The sequence below is a fragment of the Jiella sp. M17.18 genome, assembly GCF_041027365.1.
Taxonomy (GTDB): Bacteria; Pseudomonadota; Alphaproteobacteria; order Rhizobiales; family Rhizobiaceae; genus VKMB-3413.
Genome location: NZ_JBFTEH010000001.1, coordinates 215,723 through 231,297, shown reverse-complemented (window position 1 = coordinate 231,297; position 15,575 = coordinate 215,723). Strand labels below are relative to the sequence as shown.

Sequence of the window (15,575 nt, the reverse complement as noted above, 5' to 3'; positions counted from 1 at the left end):
CGATGCGGCGCGCCTCGCCGCCGGGGCGCGCGCGGGACTGATGGACGATTGTGATGACTGAGCGGGCCAGGGACGTCGTGATCACCGGGATCGGGCTGGTGTCCTCTCTCGGTGAGGGGATCGCGGCCCATCTCGACAGCCTTTCCCGCGGGCCCGGCCTGCAGCCGCATGTCGAGACGGAGGCCTACGCGCCGTATTTCGTCCACCCGCTGCCGCCGCTCGACTGGTCGAAGCAGATCCCCAAGAAGGGCGACCAGCGGCAGATGGAGACCTGGCAGAAGCTCGGCACCTATGCCGCCGGGCTGGCGCTGGAGGATGCCGGCATCCCAGCCGACGAAGCTGTGCGCAGCAAGATCGACATGATCGTCGCGGCCGGCGGCGGCGAACGCGACGCGGCGGTGGACGCCCTGGTCATGGAGCGCGCCCGGTCCGCGAACGACCGCGACGCGGTGATCAACGAGACGCTGTCGAGCGAGCTCAGGCCGACCCTGTTCCTGGCGCAGCTCTCCAACCTCCTCGCCGGCAACATCTCCATCGTCCACAAGGTCACCGGCTCGTCGCGCACCTTCATGGGCGAGGAAGCCGCCGGCATCTCGGCGCTCGCCTCGGCGCGGGCGCGGATCGCGGCCGGCCAGAGCGAGATCTGCCTCGTCGGCAGCGCCTTCTCGGCGGAGCGCAAGGACCTGATCCTCAATTTCGACCTCGCCGGCCTGCTGCTGAAGGACGAATGGCGCCCGGTTTTCTCGCGCCGTGCGCCGCATGACGGCATCGCCGTCGGCAGCGTCGGCGCCTTCCTGATCCTGGAGGCGGCCGAGCACGCCGCCGCGCGACACGCGACGCCCTATGCGCGTTTCGTCGCCGCTTCGGGCGATCGTGGCCGGCGCGACGCGGAGGCCACCGCCAGTCGCTTCGCCGGCGTGCTGCCGAAGCCGACGGCACCGGCGGAGGAAACCCTGGTGTTCTCCGGCGCGACCGGCCTTTCGCCTCTTGCCGATATTGAACGGCGCGTCCTGAACGACCACCTTCCCGGCAGCCCGGTTCGGGCCTATGGCACGATCCTCGGCCATTCCTTCGAGACGCAGATGCCGGCCGGCGTCGCCCTCGCGGCGGGAGCGCTCGCGCGCGGGCTCGCGGTGCCGGCCCTCGATCCCGGCGAGGAGCGGGCGGCCGGGGCGGCGCCGCGTCAGGCGGTCGTCACCGCCATCGGTCACCTGCATGCCGAAGGCGCGTGCCTGATCGAGGCCATCGACGGCCGCAGCTGACGAGATTTGAAAGGTCACGCAGATGAGTGACAGCGGAACCGATTTCCTGGGCCGGCCGGTGATCGCCATCACCGGCCTCGGCATCGTCTCCTCGCTCGGGCGCGGGGTCGACGACAACTGGGCGGCGCTGAAGGCTGGCCGCTCCGGCATCCACCGGATCGAGCGCTTCTCGACCGAGGGCCTGAGGACCACCATCTCCGGCAGCGTCGACTTCATGGGGCCGGAAGCGTCCACCTCGACGGGCCTGTCCTATGCCATGGCGGAAGCCGCCGGCACGGAAGCCGTCGCGATGGCCGGCCTGCCGGTGACGGATTTCGGCGGGCCCCTGTTCCTCGCCGCGCCGCCGGTCGAGATGGAATGGCAGCACCGGCTGGAACTCGATGCGCTGGACGGCGCCGAGCGCGAAGAGGCTGGCTATGACCGGCTGCTCGAGATCGCCCGCCGCCGGCCGAACCCCGCGATCTATCATCTCACCCAGTGCAGCCGCATCTCCGAACTCCTCGCCGACAAGCTCGGAACGCGCGGCCTGCCGATCACGCTGTCGACCGCCTGCGCGTCCGGCGCCAGCGCCATCCAGCTCGGCGTCGAGGCGATCCGCCGCGGCGAAACTGACCGCGCGCTGGCGATCGGCACCGACGGCTCGATCACCCAGGAATCGCTGATCCGTTTCTCGCTGCTCTCGGCCCTGTCGACGCAGAACGAGGTGCCGGAAAGGGCCTCCAAGCCCTTCTCCAAGGACCGCGACGGCTTCGTCATGGCCGAGGGGGCCGGCGCGCTGGTGCTGGAGCCGCTCGCAGCCGCCAAGGCGCGCGGGGCGACGATCCTCGGCATCATCCACGGCTGCGGCGAGCGCGCCGACGACTTCCATCGGACCCGTTCCAAGCCCGACGGCTCGCCGATCATCGCGACGATCAAGGCCGGCATCACCGACGCCGGCATGCGGCCGGAGGACATCGACTACATCAACGCCCACGGTACCTCGACGCCGGAGAACGACCGGATGGAGGCGACAGGCCTCGGAGCGGTGTTCGGGGAAGCGCTCAAGTCGACGCCGATCTCCTCCAACAAGTCGATGATCGGCCACACGCTGACGGCGGCCGGGGCGATCGAGGCCGCCTTCTCGGTCCTGTCGCTGCGCGACGGCATCCTGCCGCCGACGATCAACCATCATCATCCGGATCCGGCCATCGACCTCGACGTGGTGCCGAACGAGGCGCGCTCCGCCGACATCGCCACGGTCCTGTCGAACTCCTTCGGCTTCGGCGGCCAGAACGCCTGCCTCGTCATCGGCCGCGAGCCGCGCGCCTGAGCCGGACACGCATTAGGGACAGATCATGCGAGCATTGCAGCTCTTCGGCGACCGCGATCTCCGGGCGGTGGACATCCCTCCCCCGCCGGCGCCGGAGGCCGGCATGGTCACCGTCGCGATCAAGGCGGTGGCGCTGAACCACATCGACGTCTGGGGCTGGCGCGGCATGGCCTTCGCCAAGCGCAAGCTGCCGCTGACCGTCGGCGCTGAAGCCGCCGGCGTGGTCGAGGCGATCGGCCCGGGCGTCGCTTCCGTGCTGCCCGGACAGCTCGTCTCGATCTACGGCGCCCAGACCTGCGGCCTCTGCCGGCCCTGCCGCGAGGGCCGCGACAATCTCTGCGAACACGTCTCGGGCGTCCACGGCTTCCATCTCGACGGCTTCGCGCAGGAGAAGATCAACCTGCCGGCGCGCCTGCTCGTCCCGGCCCCGCCGGGCTGCGACGCCGTCGGCGCCGCGCTCGCGCCGGTCACCTTCGGCACGGTCGAGCACATGCTGTTCGACAACGCCAAGCTCGAGCCGGGCGAGACCATCCTGATCCATGCCGGCGGCTCGGGCATCGGCTCGGCGGCGATCCAGCTCGCCAAGCGCCACGGCGCGACCGTCATCACCACGGTCGGCTCCGACGACAAGATCGAGCGCGCCAAGGCGCTCGGCGCCGATCACGTCATCAACTACCGCGTCGATCGCTTCGAGGGCGTCGCCCGGAAGCTGACGAAGAAGAAGGGCGTCGACGTCGTCTTCGAGCATGTCGGCGCGGACACCTGGGCGGGCTCCATGCTCTGCCTGAAGCGCGGCGGCCGGCTCGTCACCTGCGGCTCGACATCGGGCGTCTCCACGCAAATCAACCTGATGCAGCTCTTTCAGCAGCAGCTGAAGCTCCTCGGCTCCTTCGGCTGCCGCATGGAGAACATGGCGGACGCCATGCAGAAGATGGCGAGAGGGCTCGTCCATCCGGTGATCGACACCGAGATCGGCTTCGACGGCATCGGCCTCGCCCTGAAGCGGATGGAAGCGCGCGAGGTCTTCGGCAAGATCATCCTGCGGCTCGACAGGGACGGCGACACCATCCTCGCATGAACCCGAAGGTCGCCAAATTCGCACTACGGGCCCAGCGCTGGAACGACTGGCTCGTCGCACAGGTGCTGTTCGCCCTGTTGCGGCTCGTCCGCCGGCTGCCGGCCCGCGCCGGACTGGCGGCGGCCGACCGCGCGGCACGGCTGCTCGGACCGCTGACCGATCGCCATCGCCTCGCCAAGGACAATCTCGCTCACGCATTCCCGGAGAAGGATGCCGCCTGGGTGGAGCGGACGGCGCGCGAGAACTGGGGCCAGATGGGCCGGATCGCCGCCGAATTCGTCTATCTCGACGACCTCTTCGACTTCGACCCGGAGCGGCCGGGCGAAGGCCGCGTCGAGGTCGAGGGGATCGAGACCTTCGTCGAGCTGCGCGACCGGAAGGGGCCGTTCATCTTCTTCACCGGCCATCTCGGTTGCTTCGAGCTCCTGCCGATCGGCGCCGCCGCCTTCGGCCTGGAGTTCACCGCCCTCTTCCGCCAGCCGAACAACCGCTACATCGCCAAGGAGGTGCAGTCGGCCCGGCGCACCGCGAGCGGTCACCTCGTCCCCTCCAAGGCCGGTGCGGCGTGGACGCTCGCCGGCATCCTGCAGCGCGGCGGCGCCGTCGGCATGCTGGTCGACCAGAAGTTCAAGAAAGGGGTCGAGACGACCTTCTTCGGCCGGCCCTGCATGACGAACCCGCTCCTGCCGAAGCTCGCCCGCCAGTTCGACGCGGAAGTCTATCCCGCCCGCTCGATCCGGCTGCCGAACGGGCGCTACCGGCTGGAACTGCAGAAGCGGCTGGACCTGCCGCGCAACGCCGCCGGCGAGATCGATGTCGCGGCGAGCTGCCAGTGCCTCAACGACGTCGTCGAGGGCTGGGTGCGCGAATATCCGGAACAATGGATGTGGTTCCACGACCGCTGGAACGCGAAGTCGCGGGCGACGAAGCGCAAGCGCAACACGCGCTGACCGGCCGGAACGGCGGTCTCCCGCCGGCACAAGGCCATGGTTGATCAGGATCAATGATCCTGCAGGCAGAACCGGCACAGTGATGGTGACCAAATGGTTTCCACACCGGCCGAAGGACCTGCCCGATGTCAGAGACACTCCAGCGCCAAGCCCCCGAAGCCGCGGCAGCCGGCATCGCCGGAGCGGCAACGGGTGGTGCGCGGCGCACCCGCGCGATCGCCGACATCGCCGTCCATCTCGACGGCAGCGGGCGGGACGAGGCGAAGATCGCCTATGCCGAGACCATCGCCAACGTCTTCGACGCGCATCTGGACTTCCTGTTTGCCAACGTCGTCCCCAGCGTTTCCATGCCGCTCGGCCCGGGCTCCGACTGGCTGGTCGCCGAGATCTGGAACAATGCGGAGAAGGCCGGCAACGCCTTCGAGGAAGCACTGAAGAAGCGGGTCGAACGCGTCGAGCCGATCCACGAGCTTCGCCGCGTCGACGGCCAGATTGCGGATCTGTCGCTGGCGGCGGCGCGGCTCGCCCGCACCTCGGATCTGTTCGTCGTCGCTCAGCCGGTGCCCGATCCCGACCATTCGGATCAGATCCTCGAGGCCGTCCTGTTCGCCGCCGGTGCCACGACGCTGATCGTGCCGAAGGCGCCGCCGAGCCCGCGCGAGCCGAAGGTGATCGCCATCGGCTGGCGCGACACGCGCGAATGCTCGCGCGCGGTCGCCGCGGCCCTGCCCTTCCTCATGCGCGCCGAGGAGGTCCACCTGATCTCCGTCGCCGAAGATGTCGCCGACGAGGAGCGGCATCTGCAGCCGGCGGCCGACATGGCGCGGCATCTTGCCCGCCACGGCGTGGCGGTCGAGATTCGCAACGTGCCGCAATGGCACCATCCGGGCGCGGGCCTGCTCAACGAGGCCGGCGCCGTCGGTGCCGACCTCGTCGTCTCGGGCGCCTACAGCCGGTCGCGCTTTCGTGAATCGATTTTCGGCGGCGTCACGCGCGAATTGTTGAAATCCAGCCCAATCCCGATTCTGATGGCGCATTGAATCATGCCGGATGGGAGAACCGAAATGCATTCTCGGGATCTGCTGTTTCGCGTGGAGCCGGCCGGCGAGCGCTGGGCCGTCTCGTTCTGCCACGAGCCGCACGGCCTGTTCCCGCGGCGGGTCGAGGCGATGCGGTTCGCCGTCGACGATGCGACCCGCGTCGGCCGCCTCGGCCACACCGTCAGGGTGACGGTGTCCCGGCCCTCCGGCGCGCCGTCGCTCGGCGAACGGGTGCTCCGGCCGCATCAATGACGCATCGCCCGCTGCCGGGCCCCGCGCTGACCGGCCTATGAGGAGCCGCTGGCGGCGGTCACGGACGCGCCGCATGCGGCCGCACATTGGTGCGGCCGTATCCGGTTTTGAGCGGTCGCGATCCCTGTTCCGGGGCCGGAAGACGTCCCCGCGTCTGTTCCAAGCGTACGCACCTCTATTCGGCAAAGGGGCCGACCTCTCAGGCCCCTTCTGCGGGCGCACCAGCCGCTGCCTGCTGAGGCAGGCGCTGGATCAGCGTTGGACGATCACCCGCGTGTTCTCCAGGCCGGCCTGCTTCACCAGGGAATAGAAGATCCGCGCATTGGCCGGGTGCAGCCGCACGCAGCCGTGCGAGGCCGGGCGGCCGAGATGCCTGATCTCGCCGGTGCCGTGGATCGCGTAGCCGCCGAGGAAGAAGACCGAATAAGGCATGGGCGACATCTCGTACTTGTGCGAGTACCACATGCGATACAGGCGCTTCGGATGCCAGGAGCCCGTCGGCGTGACATAGCCCTGGCGCGCCGTGGAAACGGGCCAGCGGTACATGACTTCGCCGTCCTCGATCACCGTCAGGGTCTGCGACGAGAGATCGACGCGCGCGACCAGCCCCGCTTCGGCATTGCCGATGCCGAGCCCGAGAGTTCCGGCGATCATGGCGATCGCCAAGGCGAACCTTTTCATTTTACGCTCCAGCCTCAACTCTGACTTTTTTTCGCCGCAGAAAAAACACTAAGGGCGGAGGACCAGCCGGTCAATTGCCGAAGTTGTGAACGCCGCGCCCGATCGTTTTCATGGTTACGTCGACCCCGGATCATGGTTTCCGGCAGATTGCCCCCGGGCACGGCGGGCTTTCCTTTAGGTCATCTCACAACTCGACCGCTCGCCGTCGGGCACTCAGGGGAAATCCGCCGGCTGACAAGTGGCGAAAGTCGTTCGGGTTTGGAGATCCGACGCCAGAGCGTCCGACAAGGCAGATACCTGCCTCCATCGTAGTCGCACACAGGCTGGGCAAAAAATTTACTTCTCTTGCCTAGTCTGCCCGCGATTCTGGATGCGAAGGATCGATGGCCCTTCTTTTTCTCAAACGGCACTGGACCCTGCTACTCGGCGGCGCCGCGATGATCTGCTTCGTCGTCGCAACGGTGCTGGGCCTCGGACAGAGCGCGGTCGGCAATCTGGTCCGGGCGGAGATGCGCAGCCGGGGCAGCAATTTCGCACACCTTCTCCTGACGCCGGACGGCCAGCTCGACGCCTTCCTGACCGGCATCGCGCGCGATCCGGACGCAGAGGCGACGGTCCGCAAAGTCGCCAATCTCGCGGGCATCGACAGCTTCGCGATCTTCGACCGGCACGGGAAGGAAGTGTTCCGCTCGCGCTCCGACCGCTACGAATGGCTGCTGCGCGACAGGCCGGGCGGCATCAGCTCGGGCGACCGCCTGGGCCCGTCGGTGCTGGCGACCCCCGGCGACTGGCAGATCGTCTACGACGACGGCCGCGCCAATCCTTCCGTCATCGAGCCGCTGATCCGCAACGGTCGCACGGTCGCCTATGTGTCGGTCGTCGCCAACATGATCGCCGAACGCCGTCACTACCAGGTCACCCTCGCCCGCACGTCGATGCTGGTGGTGCTGGTGCTGCTCATCGCGACCGGCGCGCCGTTTCTTCTCTACATCCGGCGCAAGCGGAAGATCGCCGAGGCCGACGAGCGGATCCTCTTCCTCGCCAATCACGACCCGCTGACGCACCTGCTCAATCGCCGCCGCATGCAGGAGGAAGCCGACCAGATCCTGTCGACGATCCGCGCGACGCGCGAGCGCATGGCCTTTCTCTACATCGACCTCGACGAGCTCTCCGAGGTCAACGACAATTATGGCCAGGCCTGCGGCGACGAGCTCCTGCGCGTCGTTGCCAACCGGCTGGCTTCGGCAACTGGCGACGACGACATCCTGGCGCGGATCGGCGCGGACGACTTCGCGATCCTCTTTCGCCGCGTCGTCTCGCGCGAGGATGTGTCGTCCCTCAGCCGGCGGATCACCGAGGCGGTGTGCGAGCCGGTGGATCTCGGCGGCAACACGATCATCCCGCAGATCTCGATCGGCTGCGCCCTGGTTCCCGAGGCCGGGCGGACCCATTCCGAACTCGTCAAGCACGCGGAGATCGCGCACTACCACCACAAGGGCGACAAGGCCAACGCGCTCGCCTTCTTCGAAAGCTGGATGGACGAGGAGACGCATCGCAAGCGCGAGGTGGAAGCGCTGCTGCGAAAGGCGATCGAGAAGGACGGCTTCGAGCTCTTCTACCAGCCGCTGGTCAGCGGCGAGGACGCCCGCCTGCTCGGCTTCGAGGCGCTTCTGCGCCTGCGCGCGCCTGACGGCAGCTACATTTCGCCGACGGTCTTCGTGCCGATCGCCGAGGCCCGAGGCTATATCAAGACGATCGGGACCTGGGTCATTCAGGAGGCCTGCCGCCAGATCGCGCTCTGGCCGGAGCCGCTCTTCGTCTCGGTCAACCTCAGTGCGGTCCAGTTCGCCGACGGCGATCTCCTGTCGATCATCCGCGCGGCGATGAAGAGCGCCGGGATCGCCGGCCATCGGCTCGAGGTGGAAGTGGTGGAGTCGCTGCTGCTCGAGCGCTCCGACACGGTTCTCGACCAGCTGAAGGAACTGCGCGATCTCGGCATCTCGGTCGACATGGACGACTTCGGCACCGGCTACTCCTCGCTCGGCTATCTCTGGCGCTTCCCCTTCGACAAGCTGAAGATCGATCAGAGCTTCATGAAGGCGCTGGAGAACGGCGAGAAGAACGTGCCGCAGATCGTCGAGACCATCATCGCGATGGCGCATCACCTGGGGATGAAGGTCACGACGGAAGGCGTCGAGACGAAGGAACAGGTCGAGCTTCTCCGCCGGCTGGGCTGCGACCAGATCCAGGGCTACTACTTCGGCCGCCCGATCCCGGCCGGCGACGTCGCGGCCGACGTCTTTACCAAGTTCCGTCTCGCCGAGCGCAAGCCGGCCGGCAGCCCGAACCGCCTGCAGTCGGTGCGCCGCTGCGCCTGACATGCGGGCCGCATGGCCGCGACGACCGTCCCTCGGGCAGCAAACGGCCGAGCGATAGTTAACAGTTGCTTTATGCGATTATTGTCCGGACAGGGCGATTCCGACAATTACTCGAAAATTCGATTGAGCGCTGCAACCAATGTTGTCGTTGTGGCATTGCACCCGTAATAGAAGGGACAGTCGCCATGAAGGTACTCATCGTCGAAGACGAGCCGATCATCGCCATCGACCTGGAAGAGATCGTGCTGAACTCGGTCGCGGCAGACGTCGTGCTGGCATCGAATGCGGCCGAGGCGTTGCGCCAGGTCGAGGCAGGCGTCGACTTCGTCCTGCTGGACGTCAATCTCGGGCGGGAAGACGAGACGTCGCTGCCGCTCGCGCACAGACTGATGCAGGAGCACATTCCGTTCTGCTTCGTCTCCGGCAGCCTTGAGCGACTGCCGGCGACGTTCCGCTGCGTTCCGAAGATCGCCAAGCCGTATCGAACGCGGGATGTCGAGAGCGTTCTCCCGATGGCAGCCTGAGAGATCCGTGGAAACCGATGCGGGGCCCGATCGCCGCTCGCATCGCGGCTCCTCTCGCCGAGCGAGACGTCCCAGGCAGCCCGACAAACAGCAAAACCGCGCCGAGAGATCTGGCGCGGTTTTCCGTCGACGGGACGGCGCAGACCCGGAACGCAATACCTTTGCCGGGGCTCGCGACGTTGTCTCGTCGAGGACAGTTGTAGAGAAGCTTTCTTACCGTTCGGTTAGTCCGGCGAGGCCCGGACAAAGAATTCTCCACGCTTCGCCGATCCATTCCGGACGGTCGCTGCGGCTCCTGCCGCAGGCATCAGCAGAGGGCAGGATAGGTGGCCGGGAACGAAACGCCGCTTCGCGATCTTATCCGGTCGTCTGCAGCGGGAAGACGCGATCAGGCGGCCGAAGCGGTCGCCCGCGGCTCTCTCCCTTGACGATCGAGCTCGAACGGCGATGAGTGACCCGCAGGACAAGCCGCCGACCTACTCCGAACTCCCGGCCCACGAGCGCAAGGGCCGATCGACGCTGCTCTGGGTCGTTCTGGCCCTCATCGTGATTGTCCTGGTCCTCTGGTGGGCCCTCGGCCGGCAGGACGGGATTTCCGTGTCCTCGCCGCCGCCGACGCAGAACGTCCCCGGGCTCGTGCCGGCGAGGCCGTCGCCTGCGCAGTAGCTCACCGGACCGCCGCACGCCCTGAAAGTGCTTATGGGCGGTCGCTCCCCGCCTGCGCCAGCACGCGGCGCGCCTGCTTCAGATGCGGAGCGTCGACCATGCGGCCCTCCACCTGCAGCGCACCGGCCTCGGGTTGCGCGGCGAAGGCGTCGACGATCGCACGCGCCGCAGCGATGGCGGCATCGGACGGCGTGAAGGCGGCGTTGATAGCGCCGACCTGCGCTGGGTGGATCGCCATCATGCCGGAAAAGCCGTCGCGGGCGGCGAGTTGCGCCGTCGCCCGCAGACCGTCTGCGTCCTTGATGTCGGGGTAGACCGTCTCGATCGCCGGAACCCCCGCCGCATGTGCGCCGAAGAGGGCGAGCGTGCGCACGATCCGGTATGGCTCCGTCAGGCGCCCGTCCGGCTCCCGGCTCGCCGCCGCACCGATCGCCGCCGGCAGGTCCTCCGCGCCCCAGGTGAGGCCGCAGAGGCGCCGCGTGACGCCGCCATAGCTGCCGAGCTGGAAGACGGCCGCCGGCGTCTCCGTCGCGATCGGCAGGATCACGGCGGGATCGTCGGCGAGCAGCGCGTCCAGCGCCGCGAGCGAGGCGCTGCCCTCCGCCTTCGGCAGGACGACCCCGTCCGCGCCCTTGGCCGCCGTTAGGTCCTCGTCCGCCATGTCGAGACCGAGCGGGTTGATGCGGACGAAGACCGAGGTTTCGGCGGAGCGAAGTGCTTCGTCGCTGCCGTCGGCGCGGCCGGAGAGGAACGCCGCCACCGCCTCCCGCGCAGCCGCCTTGCGTCCCGGCACCACCGAATCCTCCAGATCGAGGATCACCGCGTCGGCGCCGCTCGCCATCGCCTTTTCGAAGCGGTCGGGCCGGTCGCCCGGCACGAAGAGCAGCGAGCGCAGCCTCATGGCCGGGCCCGCCGGATCAGCGCCGTTCGCAGGCACTGGCAGGCGACCTCGTCCCGCTGGTTGAGCAGCCGGTGCGAGAAGGTGACGATTCCCGCCTCCGGCCGCGACCGGCTCTCGCGCTTGTCCGACACCTCGGTCTCGGCGCGCAGCGTGTCGCCGATGAACACCGGCTTCGGCATCACCACCTTGTCATAGCCGAGATTGGCGACGAGCGTGCCGAGCGTCGTGTCGCCGACGGTGAGGCCGACCATCAGCGCGAAGGTGAAGGTGCCGTTGACGAGGATCTGGCCGAACTCGCTCGCCTTCGCCGCCTCCGCGTCGAGATGCAGCGGCTGCGGATTGTGGGTCATGGTGGAGAAGAGGAGGTTGTCGGTCTCGGTCACCGTCCGGCGGATGTCGTGGGTCAGACGATCCCCGACGGTCCACTCCTCGTAAAGACGCCCTGCCATGACGATCCCCTTCCCTTTGCGAAATTCGGCGTCATCATAGCAGAAGCCGGTTGGGAGGTCGGCGGGCGGATGCGGTCGGTCGCGCTCGCCCGGCATGGGAGAGCCACGCATGGACGAGCGACTGAGCCTGCATGTCCCGGAGCCCGCGGTGCGGCCGGGCGGCGCGCCGGACTTTTCCGGCGTCAAGATCGCCAGGGCCGGCTCGGTGCGGCGCCCGCCGGTGGACGTCGATCCCGCCGAGATCCGGGATCTCGCCTTTTCCATCATCCGCGTCCTCAACCGCGCCGGCGAGGCGGTCGGCGAATGGGCGGGAACGCTGGCCGACGCGGAACTGCTTGCCGGCCTGAAGACGATGATGCGCGTGCGCGCCTTCGACCGGCGCATGCTGATGGCGCAGCGCCAGGGCAAGACGAGCTTCTACATGCAGTGTCTCGGCGAGGAGGCGATCGCCTGCGCGGTGCGCAAGGCGCTGCGCCCCGGCGACATGAACTTCCCCACCTATCGCCAGCAGGGCCTGCTGATCGCCGACGACTACCCGCTGGTCGACATGATGTGCCAGATCTATTCAAACCGCCGCGACCCGTTGAAGGGCCGGCAGCTGCCGATCATGTATTCGTCGAAGGCGCACGGCTTCTTCTCGATTTCCGGCAATCTCGCGACGCAGTTCGTGCAGGCGGTCGGCTGGGCGATGGCCTCGGCGATCCGGGGCGACGACAAGATCGCCGCCGCCTGGATCGGCGACGGCTCCACGGCGGAGAGCGACTTCCACGCCGCGATGGTCTTCGCCTCGACCTACAAGGCGCCGGTCGTCCTCAACATCGTCAACAATCAGTGGGCGATCTCGACCTTCCAGGGCATCGCCCGCGGCGGCGCCGGCACCTTCGCCGCAAGGGGCCTCGGCTTCGGCATCCCGTCGCTCAGGGTCGACGGCAACGACTACCTCGCGGTCCATGCGGTGGCGCAATGGGCAGTGGAACGGGCACGCAGGAATCTCGGGCCGACGCTGATCGAATGGGTCACCTACCGCGCCGCGGCGCATTCGACCTCCGACGATCCCTCCGCCTATCGCCCGAAGGAGGAGAGCGACGCCTGGCCGCTCGGCGACCCCGTGAAGCGGCTGAAGAACCACCTGATCTTGCGCGGCGCCTGGAGCGAGGAGCGCCATGTCCAGGCCGAGGCGGAAATCGACGCCGAAATCCTCGCCGCGCAGAAGGAGGCCGAGAGCCACGGCACGCTCCATACCGGGCCGAAGCCTTCGGTGCGCGACATGTTCGAGGACGTCTACGAGGTGATGCCCGACCATCTCCGGCGCCAGCGCCAGGAGGCGGGGTATTGAGGGCGTTTCAGGTTTTCCCGCGGTGTTCCGCGCGACCCTACGAAAACGACGTCCGCGAGCGCCGAGGCACCCCCCTCTGCCCTGCCGGGCATCTCCCCCTCAAGGGGGGAGATCAGGCTGTCTTGCCCTCCGGGCTCCTTCTTGAGAGGCGCGTGCCGCTTGCCTTGCTCGAAGGGGGGCGAGACGTTTGCGCGAGATCGATCTCCCCCCTTGAGGGGGAGATGCCCGGCAGGGCAGAGGGGGGCGCGAAGGCCGCTACCACCTCCTTCAGGGACCGCTTCGCAGTTCCGGTGTCGCCATGCCGCGCATGACGATGATCGAGGCGATCCGCGATGCGCATGCGGTCAAGATGGCCGAGGACGAGCGCGTCGTCGTGTTCGGGGAGGACGTCGGCTATTTCGGCGGAGTCTTCCGCTGCACCGCCGGGCTGCAGGAGAAGTTCGGCAAGAACCGCTGCTTCGACGCCCCGATCAACGAGGGCGGCATCGTCGGCGTCGCGATCGGCATGGCCGCCTATGGTCTGAGGCCCGTCGTCGAGATCCAGTTCGCCGACTACGTCTATCCCGGCTACGACCAGATCGTTTCGGAGGCGGCACGGCTGCGATACCGGTCGGCCGGCGACTTCACCGCGCCGATGGTGATCCGCATGCCGACCGGCGGCGGCATCTTCGGCGGCCAGACCCACTCGCAGTCGCCGGAAGCGCTGTTCACCCACGTCTCCGGCCTGAAGACCGTCGTCCCGTCCAATCCCTACGACGCCAAGGGCCTCTTGATCTCCGCGATCGAGGACAACGACCCGGTGATCTTCCTGGAGCCGAAGCGGCTCTACAACGGCCCCTTCGACGGCGACCACGACAAGCCGGTGACGCCCTGGTCGAAGCATCCGCTCGGCGAGGTGCCGGACGGGCGCTACACGGTGCCGCTCGGCAAGGGCATCGTGCGGCGCGAGGGTGCGGCGGTCACCGTCGTCGCCTACGGCACGATGGTGCATGTCGCCGAGGCCGCGGCCGCCTCCGTCGGCATCGACGCGGAAATCCTCGACCTCAGGACGCTGGTGCCGCTCGACCTCGAGCTGATCGAGGCCTCGGTCAAGAAGACCGGCCGCTGCGTCGTCGTGCACGAGGCGACGCTCACCTCCGGCTTCGGCGCCGAACTCGCCGCCCTCGTCGCCGAGACCTGCTTCTATCATCTGGAGGCGCCGATCCTGAGAGTCGCCGGCTGGGACACGCCCTATCCGCATGCGCAGGAATGGGACTACTTCCCCGGCCAGGCGCGCATCGGCGGCGCGCTGAAGCGCGTGATGGCGGAGGCCTGAGCCATGGGCAGCTACACCATCAAGCTGCCGGACGTCGGGGAAGGCGTCGCCGAGGCCGAACTCGTCGAATGGCATGTGAGCGTCGGCGACCCCGTCACCGAGGACATGGTTCTCGCCGCCGTGATGACCGACAAGGCGACGGTCGACATCCCCTCGCCTGTGAACGGCACCGTGACATGGCTCGGCGGCGCGATCGGCGAAGCGCTCGCCGTCGGCTCGCCGCTGGTGCGGCTGGAGGTGGCGGGCGGCGAGGCCGGCGGCGCGCGTGAGCCGGCGGCTCCCGACGAAAACGCCGCGACATCGAAAGAGGCGATGCCGACGAAGCCGCCGGTCTCCCCCCCGGCGGGGGAGATGCCTGGCAAGGCAGACGGGGGCGCCGAAGAGCGCGATCCTTTCGAATCAGACGCGCAGAACGGTAGCGGCGGCTCGCCCCCCTCCGGGCTGCCGCCCGAGGGGGCGAACCACGGGTCTCGCCCGTCCTTCGGCCCCACCGCAAGGGGGAAGATCGGGCCAGTCGCGAAAGCCGCATCCAGCCCCCATCCTTCCCGCAAGCCCGGCGAAAAGCCCCTCGCCTCGCCGGCCGTGCGGCGCCGGGCGATGGAGGCTGGCGTCGATCTGCGTCGGGTGCCGGGCTCCGGACCGGCAGGCCGTATCGGGCACGACGATCTCGACGCCTACATCGAGGGCGGCGGCGAACCCGCGGCCGGCGGACGTCCCGCCGCCGACACGTCCGTCAGCGAGATCAAGATCGTCGGCCTCAGACGCCGCATCGCCGAGAAGATGGCGCTCGCGCACGATCGCATCGTGCCGATCACCTATGTCGACGAGGTCGATGTCGAGGCGCTGGAAGAGTTGCGGGCCGCATTGAACGAGACGCGCCGCACGGACCGCCCGAAGCTGACCCTCCTGCCCTTCCTGATGCGGGCGATGGTGATCGCCATCCGCGACCGGCCGCAGATGAACGCGCTCTTTGACGACGAGGCGAACGTCCTCCGCCAGCATGGCGGCGTCCACATCGGCATCGCCGCGCAGACCGAAGCCGGGCTCGTCGTGCCCGTCGTGCGCCATTGCGAGGCGCGCGACGTCTGGAGCTGCGCAGCCGAGGTGGCGCGTCTGTCGGAGGCGGCGAAGGCCGGCAGCATCAAGCGCGAGGAGCTGTCCGGCTCGACCATCACCATCACCTCGCTCGGCGCGCTCGGCGGCATCGTCACGACGCCGGTGATCAACCATCCGGAGGTCGCGATCGTCGGGGTCAACAAGATGGAGGTGCGTCCGGTCTGGGACGGCGTGCGCTTCGTGCCGCGCAAGCGCATGAACCTCTCCTCCAGCTTCGATCATCGTGTGATCGACGGCTTCGACGCGGCCGTCTTCATCCAGCGGATCAAGGCGCTCCTGGAGACGCCCGCCCTGATCTTCGCGGACGCTTGAGAGGCG

General features: G+C 68.3%; 15 protein-coding genes. 12 read left to right on the top strand and 3 right to left on the bottom strand.

Going from position 1 to position 15,575, the window contains the following annotated elements; translation table 11 throughout:
* The first annotated feature begins 53 nt into the window (after positions 1 to 53).
* The 6 genes from AB5S17_RS01090 (at position 54) to AB5S17_RS01065 (ending at position 5,891) form a co-directional block, all read left to right on the top strand.
* Positions 54 to 1,262, top strand: a complete 1,209-nt coding sequence (locus AB5S17_RS01090) for a beta-ketoacyl-ACP synthase (protein WP_369235252.1) — start codon at positions 54 to 56, stop codon at positions 1,260 to 1,262.
* A 22-nt stretch (positions 1,263 to 1,284) separates the two neighbouring features.
* Positions 1,285 to 2,571, top strand: a complete 1,287-nt coding sequence (locus tag AB5S17_RS01085) for a beta-ketoacyl-ACP synthase (protein ID WP_369235250.1) — start codon at positions 1,285 to 1,287, stop codon at positions 2,569 to 2,571.
* 25 nt (positions 2,572 to 2,596) lie between these two features.
* Positions 2,597 to 3,649: a zinc-binding dehydrogenase gene (locus AB5S17_RS01080; RefSeq protein ID WP_369235248.1), complete on the top strand. Its 1,053-nt coding sequence runs from the start codon at positions 2,597 to 2,599 to the stop codon at positions 3,647 to 3,649.
* On the top strand, positions 3,646 to 4,599 hold the full coding sequence (locus AB5S17_RS01075) for a lipid A biosynthesis lauroyl acyltransferase (protein WP_369235246.1): 954 nt from the start codon (positions 3,646 to 3,648) through the stop codon (positions 4,597 to 4,599). The genes AB5S17_RS01080 and AB5S17_RS01075 overlap by 4 nt, the downstream gene beginning before the upstream one ends.
* Positions 4,600 to 4,724: 125 nt before the next feature.
* Positions 4,725 to 5,639 (top strand): universal stress protein, encoded by a 915-nt coding sequence (locus AB5S17_RS01070; protein WP_369235244.1) that lies wholly within the window; start codon positions 4,725 to 4,727, stop codon positions 5,637 to 5,639.
* Between the two features lie 24 nt (positions 5,640 to 5,663).
* A complete protein-coding gene (locus tag AB5S17_RS01065; RefSeq protein WP_369235242.1) occupies positions 5,664 to 5,891 on the top strand; it encodes a hypothetical protein in 228 nt (75 codons plus the stop codon).
* Positions 5,892 to 6,143: 252 nt separating this feature from the next.
* Here the strand turns inward: AB5S17_RS01065 and AB5S17_RS01060 are convergent, their stop codons facing one another.
* On the bottom strand, positions 6,144 to 6,572 hold the full coding sequence (locus AB5S17_RS01060; protein ID WP_369235240.1) for a L,D-transpeptidase: 429 nt from the start codon (positions 6,570 to 6,572) through the stop codon (positions 6,144 to 6,146).
* 383 nt (positions 6,573 to 6,955) lie between these two features.
* Between AB5S17_RS01060 and AB5S17_RS01055 the strand changes: the two genes are divergently transcribed.
* From AB5S17_RS01055 to AB5S17_RS01045, 3 genes are all read left to right on the top strand, one after another.
* Complete coding sequence (locus tag AB5S17_RS01055; protein ID WP_369235238.1) at positions 6,956 to 8,950, top strand: putative bifunctional diguanylate cyclase/phosphodiesterase; 1,995 nt, start codon at positions 6,956 to 6,958, stop codon at positions 8,948 to 8,950.
* A 185-nt stretch (positions 8,951 to 9,135) separates the two neighbouring features.
* Positions 9,136 to 9,474 (top strand): response regulator, encoded by a 339-nt coding sequence (locus AB5S17_RS01050; RefSeq protein WP_369235236.1) that lies wholly within the window; start codon positions 9,136 to 9,138, stop codon positions 9,472 to 9,474.
* Positions 9,475 to 9,921: 447 nt separating this feature from the next.
* The gene (locus AB5S17_RS01045) at positions 9,922 to 10,140 is read left to right on the top strand and encodes a hypothetical protein (protein WP_369235234.1); all 219 of its coding nucleotides are present in this window, start codon (positions 9,922 to 9,924) and stop codon (positions 10,138 to 10,140) included.
* Positions 10,141 to 10,171: 31 nt separating this feature from the next.
* On the opposite strand, the gene AB5S17_RS01040 is transcribed toward AB5S17_RS01045, so the two are convergent.
* Positions 10,172 to 11,041, bottom strand: a complete 870-nt coding sequence (locus AB5S17_RS01040) for a CoA ester lyase (RefSeq protein ID WP_369235232.1) — start codon at positions 11,039 to 11,041, stop codon at positions 10,172 to 10,174.
* The gene (locus tag AB5S17_RS01035; protein WP_369235230.1) at positions 11,038 to 11,490 is read right to left on the bottom strand and encodes a MaoC family dehydratase; all 453 of its coding nucleotides are present in this window, start codon (positions 11,488 to 11,490) and stop codon (positions 11,038 to 11,040) included. Before AB5S17_RS01035 ends, AB5S17_RS01040 begins: the two co-directional genes overlap by 4 nt.
* A 109-nt stretch (positions 11,491 to 11,599) precedes the next feature.
* On the opposite strand from AB5S17_RS01035, the gene AB5S17_RS01030 reads away from it, so the two are divergent.
* The 3 genes from AB5S17_RS01030 (at position 11,600) to AB5S17_RS01020 (ending at position 15,569) form a co-directional block, all read left to right on the top strand.
* Positions 11,600 to 12,826 (top strand): 3-methyl-2-oxobutanoate dehydrogenase (2-methylpropanoyl-transferring) subunit alpha, encoded by a 1,227-nt coding sequence (locus tag AB5S17_RS01030; RefSeq protein WP_369235228.1) that lies wholly within the window; start codon positions 11,600 to 11,602, stop codon positions 12,824 to 12,826.
* Between the two features lie 298 nt (positions 12,827 to 13,124).
* Positions 13,125 to 14,141, top strand: coding sequence for an alpha-ketoacid dehydrogenase subunit beta (locus AB5S17_RS01025; protein ID WP_369235226.1), 1,017 nt, complete (start codon positions 13,125 to 13,127; stop codon positions 14,139 to 14,141).
* Positions 14,142 to 14,144: 3 nt separating this feature from the next.
* Entirely contained in the window at positions 14,145 to 15,569 is a 1,425-nt protein-coding gene (locus tag AB5S17_RS01020) for a dihydrolipoamide acetyltransferase family protein (RefSeq protein WP_369235224.1), read from the top strand.
* The last annotated feature ends 6 nt before the right edge of the window (positions 15,570 to 15,575 follow it).